General features: G+C 68.6%; 17 protein-coding genes. 2 read left to right on the top strand and 15 right to left on the bottom strand.

Going from position 1 to position 16,782, the window contains the following annotated elements; translation table 11 throughout:
* Positions 1–153 precede the first annotated feature (153 nt).
* Positions 154–636, top strand: a complete 483-nt coding sequence (locus KA248_15050) for an ATP-binding protein (GenBank protein ID MBP7831224.1) — start codon at positions 154–156, stop codon at positions 634–636.
* Between the two features lie 166 nt (positions 637–802).
* On the opposite strand, the gene KA248_15045 is transcribed toward KA248_15050, so the two are convergent.
* The 5 genes from KA248_15045 to KA248_15025 all read right to left on the bottom strand — a co-directional run bounded on the left by KA248_15045 (position 803) and on the right by KA248_15025 (position 6,399).
* On the bottom strand, positions 803–1,945 hold the full coding sequence (locus KA248_15045) for a type III PLP-dependent enzyme (protein ID MBP7831223.1): 1,143 nt from the start codon (positions 1,943–1,945) through the stop codon (positions 803–805).
* A 74-nt stretch (positions 1,946–2,019) separates the two neighbouring features.
* The gene (locus KA248_15040; protein ID MBP7831222.1) at positions 2,020–3,192 is read right to left on the bottom strand and encodes a deoxyhypusine synthase; all 1,173 of its coding nucleotides are present in this window, start codon (positions 3,190–3,192) and stop codon (positions 2,020–2,022) included.
* A 79-nt stretch (positions 3,193–3,271) separates the two neighbouring features.
* Positions 3,272–4,180, bottom strand: a complete 909-nt coding sequence (gene speB, locus KA248_15035; GenBank protein MBP7831221.1) for an agmatinase — start codon at positions 4,178–4,180, stop codon at positions 3,272–3,274.
* An 81-nt stretch (positions 4,181–4,261) separates the two neighbouring features.
* Entirely contained in the window at positions 4,262–5,416 is a 1,155-nt protein-coding gene (locus KA248_15030) for an MFS transporter (GenBank protein MBP7831220.1), read from the bottom strand.
* The gene (locus KA248_15025) at positions 5,413–6,399 is read right to left on the bottom strand and encodes a threonylcarbamoyl-AMP synthase (protein ID MBP7831219.1); all 987 of its coding nucleotides are present in this window, start codon (positions 6,397–6,399) and stop codon (positions 5,413–5,415) included. Before KA248_15025 ends, KA248_15030 begins: the two co-directional genes overlap by 4 nt.
* Positions 6,400–6,598: 199 nt before the next feature.
* Here KA248_15025 and alr point away from each other — a divergent pair, with 199 nt between their 5' ends.
* Entirely contained in the window at positions 6,599–7,708 is a 1,110-nt protein-coding gene (gene alr / locus KA248_15020; protein ID MBP7831218.1) for an alanine racemase, read from the top strand.
* A 9-nt stretch (positions 7,709–7,717) separates the two neighbouring features.
* Here the strand turns inward: alr and KA248_15015 are convergent, their stop codons facing one another.
* From KA248_15015 to KA248_14970, 10 genes are all read right to left on the bottom strand, one after another.
* The gene (locus KA248_15015) at positions 7,718–7,933 is read right to left on the bottom strand and encodes a hypothetical protein (GenBank protein MBP7831217.1); all 216 of its coding nucleotides are present in this window, start codon (positions 7,931–7,933) and stop codon (positions 7,718–7,720) included.
* A gap of 22 nt (positions 7,934–7,955) precedes the next feature.
* Complete coding sequence (locus KA248_15010; protein MBP7831216.1) at positions 7,956–8,747, bottom strand: tetratricopeptide repeat protein; 792 nt, start codon at positions 8,745–8,747, stop codon at positions 7,956–7,958.
* Positions 8,748–8,758: 11 nt separating this feature from the next.
* Positions 8,759–10,585, bottom strand: coding sequence for a BatD family protein (locus tag KA248_15005; protein ID MBP7831215.1), 1,827 nt, complete (start codon positions 10,583–10,585; stop codon positions 8,759–8,761).
* A 5-nt stretch (positions 10,586–10,590) separates the two neighbouring features.
* Positions 10,591–11,430 (bottom strand): hypothetical protein, encoded by an 840-nt coding sequence (locus KA248_15000; GenBank protein MBP7831214.1) that lies wholly within the window; start codon positions 11,428–11,430, stop codon positions 10,591–10,593.
* Entirely contained in the window at positions 11,427–12,449 is a 1,023-nt protein-coding gene (locus KA248_14995; GenBank protein MBP7831213.1) for a VWA domain-containing protein, read from the bottom strand. Before KA248_14995 ends, KA248_15000 begins: the two co-directional genes overlap by 4 nt.
* On the bottom strand, positions 12,446–13,441 hold the full coding sequence (locus KA248_14990) for a VWA domain-containing protein (GenBank protein ID MBP7831212.1): 996 nt from the start codon (positions 13,439–13,441) through the stop codon (positions 12,446–12,448). The genes KA248_14995 and KA248_14990 overlap by 4 nt, the downstream gene beginning before the upstream one ends.
* Positions 13,438–14,397, bottom strand: a complete 960-nt coding sequence (locus tag KA248_14985; protein ID MBP7831211.1) for a hypothetical protein — start codon at positions 14,395–14,397, stop codon at positions 13,438–13,440. The genes KA248_14990 and KA248_14985 overlap by 4 nt, the downstream gene beginning before the upstream one ends.
* A complete protein-coding gene (locus tag KA248_14980; protein MBP7831210.1) occupies positions 14,394–15,278 on the bottom strand; it encodes a DUF58 domain-containing protein in 885 nt (294 codons plus the stop codon). Before KA248_14980 ends, KA248_14985 begins: the two co-directional genes overlap by 4 nt.
* 120 nt (positions 15,279–15,398) lie before the next feature.
* On the bottom strand, positions 15,399–16,388 hold the full coding sequence (locus tag KA248_14975; GenBank protein ID MBP7831209.1) for a MoxR family ATPase: 990 nt from the start codon (positions 16,386–16,388) through the stop codon (positions 15,399–15,401).
* A gap of 149 nt (positions 16,389–16,537) precedes the next feature.
* The coding region (locus KA248_14970) for a hypothetical protein (protein ID MBP7831208.1) at positions 16,538–16,782 on the bottom strand (245 nt) is incomplete at its 5' end.

Genomic DNA, 16,782 nt, shown 5'->3' with positions numbered 1-16,782 from the left:
GCAGACCCCGGCCTTTTCCGGTTTCCGGCGGACGGCCCTGGGGCGGGGGCTGGAAAGCGTCCTGCTGGTCAACGCCGGGTCGCACGTGACCGCCCCGGACGAACTGCGGCAGCAGTTGTTCCTGGATCTTGCCCCGCGGTTATCGGTGGATCCATGAACCGGGCCGAAGAAATCGTAGCGTTGGAACACCTGGCCCAGGACGCGGTCGAGAGCTTCTCGGAGTGGGCCCGAAACAGAGGCGTGGAATTGGGGGTGGTCGTCGGCGAGGTGGGCCTGCGCGTCCGGGGCGTGCGAGTACAGCTGATGCAGGCGTTGCAGCACGTGATGATCAACGCGGTGGAGTCCTGCCGGAAGGATGGGGGCGAGGTGGTGGTCCGTCTGCGCCGGGACCAGGAACTGGCGGTGATGGAAATCGCCGACCGGGGCGGCGGGATGGAACCCGAAACATGGGCGCGGACGTTGGAGCCGGGCCTTGCGCAAGGCATGGCGGATGCTGACGGCCCGGTCTGGACGATGACGAAGCGCATCATTCTGCAACATCTGGGTTGTATGGCACTGTCGAGTTGGGCCGGCGGGGTCACGAGGACCACCATCTGGTTGCCTCTGTGTCTGGAAGGTCCGTCCATCCTGCCGTGACTTGAGCTTTTGAAGCCGTTTCGCGGGCTCGTCCTTGGCCATGGCCCGCGGGGTTATTCAGACGGTCGGTGTGCCATACCCGTCCACGGTGAGAAGCCGCCGCATCCGGCGCCCTCTTCGCTGGATCGGCGCAACGGCCGTGTGGAGTTCTTCTCGTCGCGCGGGATCACCGGTTGATTGCCACGACCTTGGCCAGCGGCATGCCGTTGAAATGCGTCGCGCTGGCCGTGGTGTAGGCGCCGACGTTCTCGCTGTAGAGCCGGTCGCCCAGTTTCAGGTTCGCGGGCAGATCCTCGGCCACGGAGACCACGTCGAGGGCGTCGCAGGTGGGACCGAACACGGAACAGATTTCGGCCGGGCCCTTGCGGAACGCCTTGAGGTGGTACTGGCAGTGGTCGAACAGCACGCCCGAGAGCGTGCCGTACACGCCGTCGTTGATGAAGAAGCACAGCTTCCCGTCGCGCCGCGACTTGCCGATGATCTCGACGACCAGCGTGGCCGCCGTGGCGACGAGGAACCGTCCGGGCTCGGCCAGAATCTCCATGTCCGGCGGGAACAGCCGGTCGAATTCGGCGTTCAGCGTCTGGGCCAGTTCCCGGAACGGCCGGACGTGCCGGTCGTAGGGCGCGGGGAACCCGCCGCCGATGTCGAGAATCTTGACCTGCTCATACCCGCGCGAACGGGCCTCTTTCATCACGCCATCCGCGATCGCCAGCGCTTGCACGAAGTTCTGGAAATTCGTGCACTGGCTGCCCACGTGGAAGCTCACGCCTTCGACCACCAGCCCTGCCTTGAATGCCGCGGCGATCAGGTCCACCGCCTCGCCCGCCGAGGCCCCGAACTTGGACGACAGCTCGACCACCGAACCCGTGTTCGGCACGTTCAACCGGAGCATCAACCCGGCATTCGGCGCGAATTTCCGGACCTTCCGGATTTCCTCGATGTTGTCGTACGTCACCAGCGGCTTGTAGGGGTTGAGTTGGCGGAGCGTGTCGTTGTCCTTGATCGGGTTGGCGTAGATGATCTTGTCCCAGATCCAGTCCTGCCGCGGCTTCGGGGGCATCTTCCGGATGTTCTCGTAGACGATGCGGAATTCCGGCATGGAGGCCACGTCGAAACTCGCGCCCGCCTCGAACAGCGTCCGCACGATCGCCGGGTCGGGATTCGCCTTCACCGCGTAGTACGGCTGGACGCGCGGGAGGCCCTTCCGGAACTCGGCGAAATTGCGCCGGAGCACGGAGTGGTCCACCACGAACAGCGGCGTGCCGTGTTTCTTTGCGAGCTGTTTCAGCAGGGCGGGGGTGAGCATGGCTTCTTCGTACCTTTCGCTTGTAGGGGCGTCGCTTGCGACGCCCGCGGGCGCCGGCCAGCGGCACCCCTGCGTTAGCCGATGGGCGTCGCGTCCGGGTTGTGCTTAAAGTACTCCTTCGTCAGGCGCTCCATCATCGCGCCGCGCCGGTCGTAGAGCCGCTTCAGCCTGCGCGGCTTCTTCGTGGCCAGCGCGTAGTGCGTCAGCATCGGCAGGCCGACCGTGGAATCGAGGTAGCAGACCACGGCGTCCGGGAGCTGGTTCGGGTCCACCTTGCCCCAGCTCACGGCCTCGGACGGCGTCGCGCCGGAGAGCCCGCCCGTGTCCGGCCGGGCGTCGGTGAACTGGAGGAAGTAATCGTGGCCGGCCTCCTTGATGCGCAGGACCTCCTGGATCTGCGGCTCGGTCTGGAGCGTGAAGTTCTTCGGCGAGCCGCCGCCGACCAGGACCACGCCGGTCTTCTTCTTCCGCTGCTTGGCGTCGAGCACGATGGCCGTGCTCTCGTTGACGCAGAGGCTCGGGTTGACGCGCAGCTTGTTGCCGCGCAGTTCCACGCCCGCGACGTTCATGCCGATGGTCGAGTCGCCCGGCGAGGAGCAGAAGCAGGGCACCCCGGCGCGATACGCCGCGGCCAGCACGGAGACGTCCTTCAGGCCCGTCTGCTGTTCGAACTCGGCGCAATACTTTCCGAGCAGGTAGTGCAGCTCCGGCGTGCCCATTTCCTTCTGGAATTCCGGCTGGATGAGGATTTTACGCAGGATGTCGTCCGTGCGCATCAGCACGTCGTTGTAGTCGAGGAAGATGTCGTAGATGCGGACCACGCCCAAGCGGCGCAGCACGGGATCCATGATGCCCGCGCTGCCCTTGTAGAGGGGCAGGTTCATGGCGTGGTGCATGTCGTGGTAGAGGTTCGCGCCCGTAGCGACGATCCAGTCCACGAACCCCGCCTTGATCAGCGGGACGACGGCCGAGGATCCCAGGCCCGCGGGGGTCAGCGCGCCGGCGAGGCTCATGCCGACCGTGACCTCGTCGTTCGCCAGCATTTTTTCCGTGAACAGCCGGCAGCCCTCCTGCAGGCGCGCGGCGTTGTAGGCCAGGAAGGTCCGGTTGACCAGGTCCGGCACCGTTTCCTTGCCCGTGATCGGCGGCGGCAGGATGCGCTTGCCCGAGAGGAACTTCGTCTTCCCCTTGGCGAACTTGTGCGGGTACTTGCTGATGAACTTCTTCGGCAGCTTGATCGAGCTCATGAACTTCTCCTTTTTCTTAACTGTTTTGGAAGCGGCCCGCCCTCGGGCCGCCGTCCGGGGCGAGGGCGCCCCGCCTTCATCATTTCTTGTACAGGGATAACGCGATGATCTTGTGCACGAGCTTGGCCGCGAGGAAGTCCGGGCCTTTCAGGGCCGGGATCGGGGCCAGTTCGACCACGTCGAAGACCGGCACGCTCTTCGCTTCCCGGCAGACCATCCGGGCCACGTCCAGCATCAGCTCCCAGGATAAGCCGCCGGGCTCCGGCGTGCCGACCGAGGGCATGATCGAGGGATCCAACCCGTCGAGGTCGATGGTGAAGTAGACCTTTTTCCCCTTCACGAACTTCGCCAGGTCCTTCAGCCAGCCGCGGCCGGCGTTCGCCTCCTCGGAAAACACGGTCCGGATGCGCTTGTTCCCGCGGCGGAACCGCTCCTCGCCCTCGGAGAGATTGCGGATGCCGATCTGGAAGATCGGCGAGACCTCGACGATGCGCCGCGCCGCGCAGGCATGGCTGTACGGCGTGCCCTCGTATTCCTCCCGCAGGTCGGCGTGGGCGTCCACGTGGACCGTGACGAAATCCTTGAGGCCCGCCTTCTTCATGCCCCGCGCGACGCCGCCGGAAATCGAGTGCTCGCCGCCGAGCACGGCCAATTGCTCCGGCCGGGGCCGCCCCGTCAGGATGCCGGCGACGGCTTGCTCGATGGCGCCGACCATGACTTCCGGCGAACGGTGCTCGAGGCCGAGTGGATTCATCGTGTGCACGCCGATTTTCATCGCCGGTTCGCAGCCGAATTCGCGGTCGAACAGCTCCACCTGGCGGGACGCGGCAATGATGGCCGCCGGGCCCTCGCGGGTGCCGGCGCCGTACGAGGTCGTGCCTTCGTAGGGGATGGGCAGCATCCAGGCCCGGGCGCGACCCGGCGCCGCGAGTTCATCGGGCAGGCCCAGAAAATTCCAGGCGGGCTGGAAATGGCTCGATTCAGTCATCTTCTCGTTCTCCTCTGGCAATGGGCGACGGGGAAATCTGTGGCAAATGAGGGCCTGTGACAAGCGGGAAATGGCGGCCGGTCAATCCTCCGCACGCGGTTTCACGAGGCCGTACGCCGCGCCCGCGGCGGCGACGGCGGCGGCGAGGAGGAGGGCCGACAGGTAGCGGCCCGTCCGGTCGAAGAGCCATCCGCCGAGGGCCGGGCCGGTGATGCCGGCGATGCCGTAGGAGAGAAAGACGAGGGGATAGAGGCCGGCGACGTGGCCGGCGCCGTAGCGGGCGGCGGTGAGCGAGGCGTAGATGGAAAAACAGGCGCCGAATCCGAACCCGCAGAACAGGGAAAGCGCGACGAAGAGGACGTCGTGCCGCGGGATTCCCGTCAGGGCGCAGGCGACGGCGGCGAGGAAGCCCAGCGATGCGGGCACGACGCCCCGTCCGAAGCGGTCCGAGAGCCAGCCCCAGACCACCCGTCCGGCGGCGTTGCCGACGGCGAAGACGCTGATCGCCAGCGTGGCCGCGGTTTCGCCGATGCCGCCGGCCAGGCCGATGGGCTTAAGATTGCCGACCAGGAGCAGGCCGGCGAACGTGCCGCAGAACATGCCAATGAAGAGCCTGCGCAAGTAAGGCTCCCGCCAGAATTCGAGCGGATGCAATTCGGGCGGAGTCGCCGGCGCGGCGCCGTCCGGGCGGTGCAGTCCGCGGGCGGCGAGCAGGATGACCAGGCCATACGCGAGTCCGATGCCCCCGACGATGCGGGGCAGGGGGATGTCATGGTGCAGGGCGACGGAAACGATCTCGGCCATCAGGATCGCGCCGCCGCCGAACCCGGCGACGGCGATGCCGCCGGCCAGGCCCTTGCGGCCGGGGAACCACGCCATCACCATGGCCAGCGGCGCCACGTAGCCGAAGCCGATGCCCGCCCCCGCGACGAGGCCCATGCCCGCGAGCAGGCCCCAGAACCGGTCCAGGGTGAACGCGCTAACCAGGTAGCCCGCGCCGAACAGGAACCCGCCGGCGGTGGCGATCCGGCGCGGGCCCCAACGATACATCAGGCGGCCGGCGGCGATCATGGTCAGGGTGAACGAAACGATCGTCGCGCCGAATACCCACTGGGTCTGGGCCGCCGAATACCCGTACGCCTCGCGCAGGACGGGCACGAACTCGCTCCAGGCGTAAATGCCGCCCAGGCCGAGTAGGATCAGCAGGGCGGAGGTGACGGTCATTGCTTTCTTCACGGGGGCGTTTCCGGGGTGATCGAGGCCCTCTGCAACCGGTCGTGGATGGCTCGCCAGAGTCCCTGTTCCGGGCCGCGGATCGCGAAGAGTTTCTCCAAGCCCGCGCCGTCGAGTTCGCGCAGGGCGCGGAAGAGCCGCGCGGCGGCCTCGGCCGGATCGCCGGTAGCGGAGAGGATTTCCACGCGGGCAAACCCGCCGGTGTCCGGCAGGGGAAAAGGGGCCAGCAGGCCGGCGTGTGCCCGGGCCGCCGGGGGCGGCGGGAGGGCCACCAGCTCCAGCGGCGTCCGGGGCGCATAGTGGCGAAGGAGGCGGCCCGGGCTTTGCGGTCTCTCGTCCGCGTGCCCCGCACTCGCGAGCGGGCCGAGGATCGATTCGATGTCCTCGATCGGCAGTCCGCCCGGCCGAAGAAGGATCGGTTGTTCTCCTGCGAAGGACACAATCGTGGACTCGATACCGACGGGGCAGGGGCCGCCGTCGAGGATCATGTCCACGCCCTCTCCGACTTCCGCCCGGGCGTCGTCCGCGGTGGAAGGGCTCAAGCGGCCGAAGCGGTTGGCGCTAGGCGCCGCCACGGGGCCGCCGACCCGGCGGATGAGGTCCATGGCCAGCGGGTGGCGCGGCATGCGCACGGCCACGGACGGCAGGCCCGCCGTGACGAGATCGGGAATGCGGTCGGTCCTGGGCAGCACGAATGTCAGCGGGCCCGGCCAGAACCGATCGGCCAGCCGCCGGGCATCCGGCGGGAAGGCCGTGACGAGGTCGTGAAGCCATCCGATATCCGCGATGTGGACGATGAGGGGATCGAAGCGCGGGCGTTGCTTGACGTCGAAGACGCGGGCCACGGCCCGGGGATTCAGGGCGTCGGCGCCCAGGCCGTAGACGGTTTCCGTGGGGAAAACCACGAGGCCGCCGGCCCGCAGGCGGGCCGCGGCCTCCTCGATGACGCCTAGGCCCCCGGCTGCGGAATGGAGGTTGTCCCTCATGCGTGTGGCGAAGGTAAGGGTGGCGGCGGCCGTTGTCAACCGACGGCCCTCGTCCGGCCGCCTGCCTCAAACAAAACGCCTCGCATTTTATAAAGTGCGAGGCGGTTTTCTGGAGCTGGGCGGGGCCTTCTTCGATACCCATGGAGGAGCGTACGATCGCCTTGAAGGTTCGACGGCAATCCGCATAATGGATGCCTCGATGAAATCGTCTTGGGTCCAGGTGGATTTGCGAAGGCTGGCGGAGAACATCCGCGCCCTGCGGTCCGCCCTGCGCCCGCAGACCGAAATCCTTTTTGTCGTGAAAGCCAACGCGTACGGGCACGGACTGGTGCCGGTGGCCGTGCACGCGGCGCGCCAGGGCGTCCGCTGGTTCGGCGTGGCCTATCTCCGGGAGGCGCTCGAGGTGCGCCGGGCGCTGCCCGAGGTCCAGATCCTCGTGCTCGGCGCCGTGGAAGCCGCCGATGTGCCCGTGCTGCTGGAGCGGAACATCACGCCGGTGGTCATCAGCGAGAAGCATGCCGCGGAGCTAGGGCGGGCTGCCCGGTTGGTGGGTAGAAGCCTGCCCGTGCATTTGAAGGTGGATACGGGCATGGGGCGTCTGGGCGTCTGGTGGGAGGAGGCCGGCGCCGCGTTGGACCGCCTGGGTGCCGCGTCGGGCCTGGAGATCCGCGGCCTTTGTACGCATTTCGCGACGGTCGAGCCCCGCAAGCCGGCCCCCGCCCGCGCGCAGTGGGAACGCTTCAGCACGGCCGCGGCCGCGATCGAACAACGGCTCGGCGGGCGCCTGTTCCGCCACGTCTCCAGCAGCCGGGCCGCGCTCTACTTCCGCGACTGGGATCTCGACGCGATCCGGCCCGGCATCGTGCTCTACGGGTACGGGGCCGCCGATCCCGCCCTGCGCTTCCACACGAAACCGATCCTGCAGTGGAAGGCCCACGTCATGCAGGTCAAGCGGGTCCCGGCGGGCTTTTCGGTGGGGTACTACAGCCAGTTCACGACCACCGCCCCGACCACGCTCGCCACGTTGAGCGTCGGGTATGCGGACGGGTACAACCGTCTGCTCGGCAACAAGGGCTCGGTGCTGATCGGCGGATGGCGATGCCCGGTCGTCGGGCGCGTGAGCATGAACTGGATCACCGCGGACCTCGGCCCGGAGCGGACGGCGCAGGAGGGCGACGAGGCCGTGCTGCTCGGCGAGCAGCGCTCGGAGAGCATCTGGGCGGGCGAAATGGCCGCCGCCTGCCGGACCATTCCCTACGAGATCCTCACCGATATCAACGCGGCCCTCGACCGCGTCTACATCGAGTGAGGGCGAAAACTATCGCTTCAGCCACCAGTCGGCGGTGCCGCAGATCAGGCAGAGGATCATCGCGGAACCCGTGAGCAGCAGCGTCGTGCGTACGGCCAGCCGCGCGGAAACGTTGGTCCGGTCCAGCGACAAGAGCAGGGCGATGGTGCCGCCGAGGAACAGCACGATCAGGGCGGTCCAGAAAAAACCCTTGTTGTAACGGGGCTTTGGATGAGGCGTGGTCATTCGCGTCAGCGTCCTCGCTTTTTTAATCTTGAGCGAAGAACCCGCCGTTGACAAGCCAATAGCACACGGGCAGCCCGTGCCCGGCCTGGATCCAGCCTTCCTGCTCCCCGTGGGCGACCTTGACCCAGTTCCCGGACCGATCCACGACCCGCCCGATCGAGCCGTCGGGCAGCGCAAAATGCGCGGTCGATCCCTCCAGCGGCGCGAACAGGGCTTCGCGCCCCGAGCCCAGCACCACGATTTCGGGCGCGTGGCCGAGGCGGTCCCACGCGATCACGCCGCTGCCCGCCACGAGCAAAACCGCGAGAGACGCGGCCGCCAGTTTCAGCAGCCAGCCGGGGCGCGCGCGCGTCCAAAGGTGCAAGCCGGCCAGCGCCGCCGCCGCCCACCAGGCGGCCACGGCGACGAACAGCCATTCGCGGCGGCTGGCCCGGAACAGGAGCCGCTGTGTCCAGTGCAGGGAGGGCGCGGGCACCCCCGCGGTTTGCAGCGCGTAGCGCAGGTTGGCCTGCGTGTCCGGGTCTCTCGGATTCAGCACCCAGGCGCGCCGGTAATTGGCGATAGCGCGGCCGAGATCGCCCTGCCGGAAATGCGCGTTTCCGAGATTGAAGAACAACGCCTCGAATCGGGCGCCACCGCGGCGCAACTCCTCGTACAACCGGACGGCATCGGTCAGGCGCCCCTGGTCGTAGGCCTGGCCGGCCTCGAGGAACATCTGCTGCGCGCGCGCCGGTGGAAGCCCGTCCGGCGGCTGGGCCGCGCCGGGCCGCGGGACGGCGGCCAGCAGCAACCCCAGCCAGAGCTTCCATGACATGCGGAGAGGCCTCACAGCGGGACCCTTTCGCAGGCTTTCAGGATGCCGCGCAACGTATCGAGTTGGCCGGCGAGCAACGCCCGGTCGTCTTCCGGGCGCGCGGTCCCCTGTCCGTACCGTTCCTGGTCGCAGAAGGCCAGCAGATCCCGCGTCCGCGCCATCCACTCCGCCGGCAGTTTGGATTTCTCAAGCCGCTCCATGATCACGTCCGGCGTCACGGCGCCGGCCGGCAGGTTGAGCCGGTTCCCGAGGTACGCTGCGAGCGCTTCCTGCAGCGCGTCCACGCACTCGCGCCGCTGGTCGCGGGCCAGGGCCTGCTCGGCACGGCGCAGCGCCGGCCGCGCGCTGCGCGGCGCGCGGAGCCGGCGTGCCCGCGCGACGTCCCGGCTCATCTGCTCCCGCCGCCGCACGGCGAGAAAGAGCCCGGCGAGCGCCAGGGCGGGCAGCGTCTGGATTCCCCAGAACAGCGCGCGGGCGGGGGCCGTGGGCGGGCGGGGCCAGCGCGCGGGCGGAGGCTTGAGGTACACAATGTCGCTGCCGAGGATCATCGTGCGCCCCTCGGGAGCGTCGGACGCGGCTTGGATGACGCGCCCGCCGCCGTTGGTCGCGGGATGAACGACCAGGTCGAACGGCCCCCGCGTGACGGTTTCGTAACGGCCCACCTCCGGGTCGAAGTACGAAAACGACAGCGCCGGGAGCCGGGCATTGGTGACGGAGCGGGGGATGACGACCTGTTCGTAGAGCACCCGCCCGCCGGCCCGCGCCCCGTCGATGTCCCGCGAAACCTGGCGCGGCTCGTACAGTCGGAAATCCGGCCCCGCCGCGATCGCGGGCGGCGAGACGTTCTCTATGTTGCCCACGCCGCCGATCTGCATGGCGAGCGTGACGGGCTCTCCGGCGGTGACCTCGGTCGGCCGGACCTGCACGTCGAACGCGAAGCGTCCCACGGCCCCCGCGAACCCGGCCACGCCGTCCGCCGGCGGCAGGGGGAGAACCTGCAAGTCGACGGGCGCCGCCCGCAGGTCGACGGCCTGGGTCTGGTAGCGTCCCATGAACGGATTGCCGAACGGGTCGTTGAAGAAGTCGTCGAAGGCCGACATCCGGCGGCGGTCGCGCGGCACGACGACCTGCACCCGGATGTTGGGCGCCAGCGTGAACGCGCCCGCCGTCAGGGCCTGGGCCTTGCAGCGGAACCGGCGCACCTCGTAGATCTGGTTGTGGACCACCTCGCGGGTCGAACCCATTTCCTGGAAAGGCGGCAGGCTCAAGCCGGAGGCGGGCAGGTTGCCGAGTTCGACGTCGCGCCCGAGGTTGATGTTGCGCGAGTAGATGGACAGCACCACGTCGAAAACCTGCTGGATATAGACGTTGGTCGGCTGCGCAGAGATCGTCGCGAAGAGCAGGTCGGCGATCTGCGACGAATCCCCGCCCGGCGCGGGCGCGGCGCCCGCGTCCACGGCCTCGAGTTCGACGGCGGGGATATCGATGCGCTGCCCCTCGGCCTCGTAGGCGATCGGTCCGATAGCGAACGTGCCGGCCTGCAACGGCAACACGCGGAATCGGAAGCTCACGGAACTGTCCTGGCCGCCGGGGCCCATGGTCCAGCTTCGCTCGGTGCCGACCGGGCTGATCTGCAGGCCCGGGACGGCGGACAGCGACGGGGGCGGGGGATTGTCCAGGCCGCGGACGGTCACGCTGCAGATGGCGGATTCGCCGACGGAGACGGCCCGGGGCTGGAGGTCCATGTCCACCGTGGCCGCGAGGGCCGGGAAGGCGGCCGCCGCGCCGAGCAGCGCGGCGCCGAGCCGTATTCCCGCCATGGTCCTTCGGCCTGTCATGTCGTTCACCAGTCCTTGTCCACGGGCACGGGGCGGCCCATGATGACCTGAAGTTTTTCCCTGTACGACTGCTCTTCCTGTTTCATCCTGTCAAGCAGCATGCGCGCTTCTTCCGGCGTCATTTCCTCGGCCGGCTTGGGCTCCGCTTGCGACGGTTGTTCCTGCGGCGGCTCCTGCTCCTGTTGTTGCCCTTGCTCTTGCTCTTGCTCCTGGGCCTGCTTCTCCTGCTCTTCTTTCTTGTCCTGTGGCTGCTCTTCGTCTTTCTTCTCTTCTTGCTGCTGGTTTTGCTGCTGTTGCTGCTGCTGTTGCTGTTGTTGCTGAATCTGCTCCTGCAAGCGCAGGGCCAGTTCGAAGTTGACCTTGGCGTCCGGATCGTCCGGGTCCAGGAACATCGCCCGCTCGTACATCCGCAGGGATTCCTCGATGGCCTGGGCGGCGGACTCCAGGTTCGCGGCCGGCGCGGCGGGGTCCTGCGGCGACGCGGCCTGGGAGGCCGCCGGCGGCGGGGCGGGGGTCTCGGCCATCCGGTACAGCGCGTTGCCGCGGTTGTAGTAGGCGCGCGCCTGGAGGGCGAGGTCGGGCGAGCGGAGGGACTCCTGGTAGCGCGTCGAGGCCTCCGGGTGCCGGCCGAGCTGCACGAGCGCGTTCGCCGCGTTGTACAGGGGCACGGCGGCGTCGAGGTGGTTGGTCGCCGCGCTGGAAGCCGCGCCCTCGAACTGCTGGAGCGCGGGCTCGTATTGTTTCTGCTCGTACTCCCGGAGGCCCGCGCGAAGCTGCGCGCGGGGCGAGTCGGCCGCCCCCGCCGCGAGCGGAACCAGGAATAGCGCGAAGAAGACCGCTTTCATGAGAGGGCCTCCTTGCGCCGCCGGGGCCGCTCCCGCAGCAGGCCTTCGCACGCCAGCAGGATGAACGCCCCGCCGAGCGCCCACGGGAACCGGTCCTCGTGCATGCGGACCATCCGGCCCTCGTGTTCGTCGCGCCGCAGTTCCGAGAGCCCCTTTTCGTAAATCCGGTCCAGCCCGAAATCCTCGGGCGTCGAACGCACGTACATGCCCCCGGTCGCGACCGCGAGGCGTGCCAGGAGGTCCTCGTTCAGGCTGGATTTCACCACGCGGTTCTCTCGGTCCTTGAGAAACACGGACTGCCCGCCGCCGTCCCGCGCGGGGATCAAGTCGCCTTCCAGCGTGCCCACGCCCACCGCGAAGACGCGGATGTTCTTTTTCTTGAGTTCCGGGAGCAGCGCGAGGGGATCGCCCTCGTGATCCTCGCCGTCCGTGATGAGGACGATGGCGCGGTCGGAGCCGGAGTCCTCCTCGAAGCTGTCCATCGCGGTGCGCAGGGCCTGGGCGATGGCCGTGCCCCCCCGCGGGATGAGCCCGACGTACACGTCGTCCAGCGTCATCAGGAAGGCGGGGTAATCGATCGTCAGCGGGCATTGCAGGAAGCTGCTGCCGGCAAAGGCGACCAGGCCCGCGCGGTCGCCCCGCAATCGGCGGAGCAGGTCGCGGATGCCCCACTGGGCCTGCTGCAGGCGGTTGGGCTTGATGTCCTCGGCCAGCATGCTGCGGGAGGTGTCCAGGACCACGAGCACGTCCAGCCCGCGCCGCCGGACCTCCTCCCAGCGGGTGCCCCACTGGGGCCGCGCGAGCGCCGCGAGCAGCAGGCCCATGGCGCCCAGCCAGGCCAGGTGCCGGGTCCGCACGCGGCGGGGATTCCGGTCCGGCGCGAGCAGGGCCCACTGGGCGCTTTCGACCAGCCGGGCCAGCCGCCGCTCACGGCGGCGGAGCAGGAAAAACACCAGCCACGCCGCGGGCAGGAGGAGGCCCAGCAGGAACAGCAGCTCTGGCGCGCCCCATTTCATCACGGCACCGCCTCCAGCCGCGCCAGCCCGAGCAGCCGTTCCAGCCCCAGCAGGGCCAGCGCCGCGATCACCCACGGCATGAACCGCTCCTCGAACCGCGTGTAGTGCTCGACGTCCACCTCGGTCTTCTCCATCTCGTCGATCCGCCGGTACACCTCGTCGAGCCCCTTGAAATTCCGCGCCCGGAAGTACAGGCCGCCCGTGGTCTCCGCGACGAACTTCAGCATGGGCTCGTCGATGTCGGACGGCTGGTAGGCGTACTGGCGTCCGCCGAACGGGCTCTGGACCGGCACGGGCGCGGGGCCGTCGCCGCCCGCGCCGACGGTGTACACCTTGATCCCCATCGCCCGCGCGGCCTCGGCGGCGTTCTCCGGGCTCAACACGCCGCGGTTGTTCATGCCGTCGGTCAGCAGCACCACGACCTTGCTCTTCGCCCGGCTGTCGCGCAGCCGGTTGATCGCGGCGGCGAGGGCGTCCCCGATCGCCGTGCCGTCCTCGACCATGCCCGTCTCCAGCCGGGCCATCTGCTGGACCAGCCAGCCGTGGTCGAGCGTCAGCGGCGCGAGCGTGTAGGGCATCGCCGCGAAGGCGACAATCCCGATCCGGTCGTCCGGCCGCGCCTGGATGAACTCCTCCATGACGGCCTTGGCGGCGTCGAGCCGGTTCATCGTGCGGGTCGCCGTCGAAAGGTCCTCCGCGCGCATGGAGGTCGAGACGTCCGAGAGCAGGATGATGTCCACGCCCTCGGTCCGGACGCGGCTCTCGGCCAGGCCGCGCCGCGGCCGGGCGAGGGCGACGACCAGGCAGACCAGGCCGAGGTTGTAGAGCGCCGGCAACAGCCAGCGGGCCCGGACGGCCCAGGAGGCCGGCAGGCGGGCCAGGGCGCGGCCGTCGCTGAACTGCAGGGTCGGCCGGCGCGCCCGGCCGTGCCGCCACCAGGCGAGGCCCGGGACCAGCAGGAGGAGCAGGAGCAGCCAGGGATGCTGGAGGCTCACGACGCGCCTCCCTCCGCCGCCGGGGCGGGGCGGGTTTCCAGGACCAGCTTCTCGGCGGAGGCGAACGCGGCGTTCATCTCGCCCGCGCCGGGCGTGAAACGGGCGAACTTCACCAGGTCGCTCTGCTCGAGGAAATCCCGGACCAACGCCTGGTGCGTCGCGGACAGCAGACCCGAGACCGACGCCTCGCGGATGAACTCCTCCGTCGTTCGCTCCGGGGCCCGCAGGCCGAACCGGTTCTCCAGGTAGCGGCGGGCGATGCCGGTCAATTCGACGTAGAACGGCTCGGCCGCGCCCTGCTCAATCAGGCCCTTCTCCCGGAGGCGCCGGAGCGCGCGCAGGGCGAGCGTGTCGGCGGGCTCGGGGGCGGGGTAATGGAGGATCGTGCGCGGCCGCCGCAAGACGCGGGCGGTGACGAGGCCGAGCGCCAGCGCGAGCAGGGAGATCGCCGCCAGTGCGGCGATCCACCACGGGAACGGCGCCGGCCAGCGGGCCGGGCCCTTGAGGTCCCGCAGTTCCGCGGCCTCGTTCGTCAGGACGCTGTCCACGCGGAACGTCACCGGCGGGAAGCCCTCCACGTGCCGGGTCCCGTCCGCCAGGACGAAGGCCACCTCGCCGGTGGACACGGTGTGCTCGCCCAGGGCGAGGGACGTCAGCCGGTACCGGGCGCGGCTGTAGAGCCGGCCGTCCGGCAGGGCTTCGCTGTCCAGCCGCTGCTCGCGGACGACGATTTCCCGCTCGCGGTCCAGGCGCGGCGGCTCCATCCGCGAGCCCGCGGGATGCGCCGCGGCCAGGGTCAGCTCGGCCACGTCGCCCACCCGCAGGACGTTCGTGCTCAAGGCCGCCTGGATGGCGAAGTCGGCCTGCGGGGAAGGGGCGGAGCTTGCGCGCGGCTTGCAGGAAAAGCCCGCGAGCATCACCAGCAGCGCGCCGCCGGTTGTGAACAGCCTGCTCATGTTCGGAACCGCCGCTCCCTTGTACGGAAAAACTTCATCAACTCGCGCTCGTACGGCTCGCCGGCGTACACCTCGACGGCGTCCACGCTGCAGCCGCGCAGGAGCGCGAGGGTTTGTTTCCGCCGGTCCTGCTGGAGTTCCGCGAACTGCCGGCGGACCGCGGAGGACGACGTGTCGGCGAGGTACAGCCGCCCGGTCTCCGCGTCCCGCCACTCCACGAGGCCGGCGGCGGGCCAGGCCCGCTCCCGGCGGTCGCCGACAAGCAGGGCAATCAGGTCGTGCCGCCGGGCGCTGACGGATAGCGCCGGCTTGAGCTCCTCGCCGCTCACGAAATCGCTGATGAGGAAGGACACCGTCTTGCGGGCCATGACGTGGTTGAGGAAGTCCAGCGCCGGGACCAGGGCCGTGCCGCGGCGCTTCGGCTGGAAGTAGAGCGCCTCGCGGATCACCCGCAGCACGTGCGAGACCCCCTTGCGCGGGGCGACGTAGCCCTCGACCTCGTCCGAAAACAGGATCAGGCCCACGCGGTCCTGGTTCTGGATCGCGGCGAACGCCAGCACGGCCGCCAGCTCGGCGGCGAGGTCCTTCTTCAGTTGCGCCGTGCCGCCGAAGAGGTTCGACGCGCTGATGTCCAGGAGCAGCATGACGGTCAACTCGCGCTCCTCCGTGAACTTCTTGACGAAGGGATGACCCATCCGCGCCGTGACGTTCCAGTCGATGGACCGGATATCGTCGCCCGGCACGTACTCGCGGACCTCCTGGAACTCCATGCCGCGGCCCTTGAACACGCTATGGTACTGGCCGGCGAAGACGTCGGCGACCTTGTGGCGCGTCCGGATCTGGATCTGCCGGACCTTCTTTATGATCTCCTTCGGGATCATGATATCCGCCCTTTAGGAGGGTGAACCACGGAGGACACAGAGGCGCTAAGGGCTTTTCGGCTGCGCGAAGCCTCTGGGTTACCTCCGTGCCCTCTGTGTACTCTGCGGTTCATCTTTCGTTCACGGCACCGGTAATTCGTTCAGGATCTTCGCGATCACGTCGTCCGAGTTCATCTCCTCGGCCTCGGCCTCGTACGAGACGATGACGCGGTGGCGCAGGACGTCCGGCGCGACGGATTTCACGTCCTGGGGCGTCACGTAGCCGCGGCCGGAGAGGAAGGCGTGGGCGCGGGCGGCGACGGTCAGGTAGATCGTCGCGCGCGGCGAGGCGCCGTAGCGGATGAACTCCTTGAGCGCGAGCTTGTGCTTCTCCGGCTCGCGGGTGGCGAAGACGATGCTCAAGATGTAGTCCTTGATCTTGTCGTCCACGTAGATGTCGTCCACGACTTGCTGCGCCTGCAGGATGGCCTCGGGCTTCACGGCGGGCCGGACGTCGAACTGCTTGTTGGTGACGGCCATGGCGTCGAGGATGCGGCGCTCCTCCTCGAGGGAGGGATAGGTGATCCGCAGCTTGAGCATGAACCGGTCCACCTGCGCCTCGGGGAGGGGATAGGTGCCTTCCTGCTCGATCGGATTCTCGGTCGCGAGCACGAGGAACGGCTTCGGCAGCGGGAAGGTTTCCTGGCCGATGGTCACCTGGCGCTCCTGCATGGCCTCCAGCAGCGCGCTCTGGACCTTGGCCGGCGCGCGGTTGATTTCGTCGGCGAGGATGATATGGGCGAAGAGCGGCCCCTTCTTCGTGGTGAACGAGCCTTCCTTCGGATTATAGACCAGCGTGCCGACCAGGTCGGCGGGGAGCAGGTCGGGCGTGAACTGGATTCGCTGGAACGACATGTCCAGGGCGGCGGCGAGGGTCTTGACCGAGAGGGTCTTGGCCAGGCCCGGGACGCCCTCCAGCAGGATGTGCCCGTTGGCCAGCAGGCCGACGATCAGGCGGTCCACCAGGTATTTCTGGCCGATGATGACCTTTTCGATTTCGCTCCGCAGCGCCGCGATGAAGCCGCTTTCCTGCTTCACCCTCTCGTTGATGATGCCGATTCCCGTATTCATGGATAGAGCTCTCCTTCCTTATGCAAAACGCACGATATAGTAAGACCGCATACGAGGCAAAAAGTTCAAATCGAAAATGACCTTTTTTAACCGCGGATTACGCAGACGGCGCGGATCGGGGAGAGCGGGAAACGTCGTCCCCTGCGCCGCTAGTTGGTGATGGGCTTCCCATCCGTGCTATCCGCGAAATCCGTGGTGTTCTGGACCTGCCGCAGGGCCTCGTAGAGGGCGATGCCGGCGGCCGTCGAGAGGTTCAGGGAGCGGACGTGGTCGGGCCAGACGGGGATACCGAGGACCTGTCCGGGGTAGCGGGCGAGGAGGGCGTCGGGCAGGCCGCGGGTTTCGCAGCCGAAGACCAGGGCATCGCCGGGCCGGAACCCGGCCTCGTGGAAAG

It is taken from the genome of Kiritimatiellia bacterium, from assembly GCA_018001225.1.
GTDB lineage: Bacteria > Verrucomicrobiota > Kiritimatiellia > CAIQIC01 > JAGNIJ01 > JAGNIJ01.
Note: the sequence above shows the minus strand (reverse complement) of the source record. Positions and strands in the feature narration are given on the sequence as shown.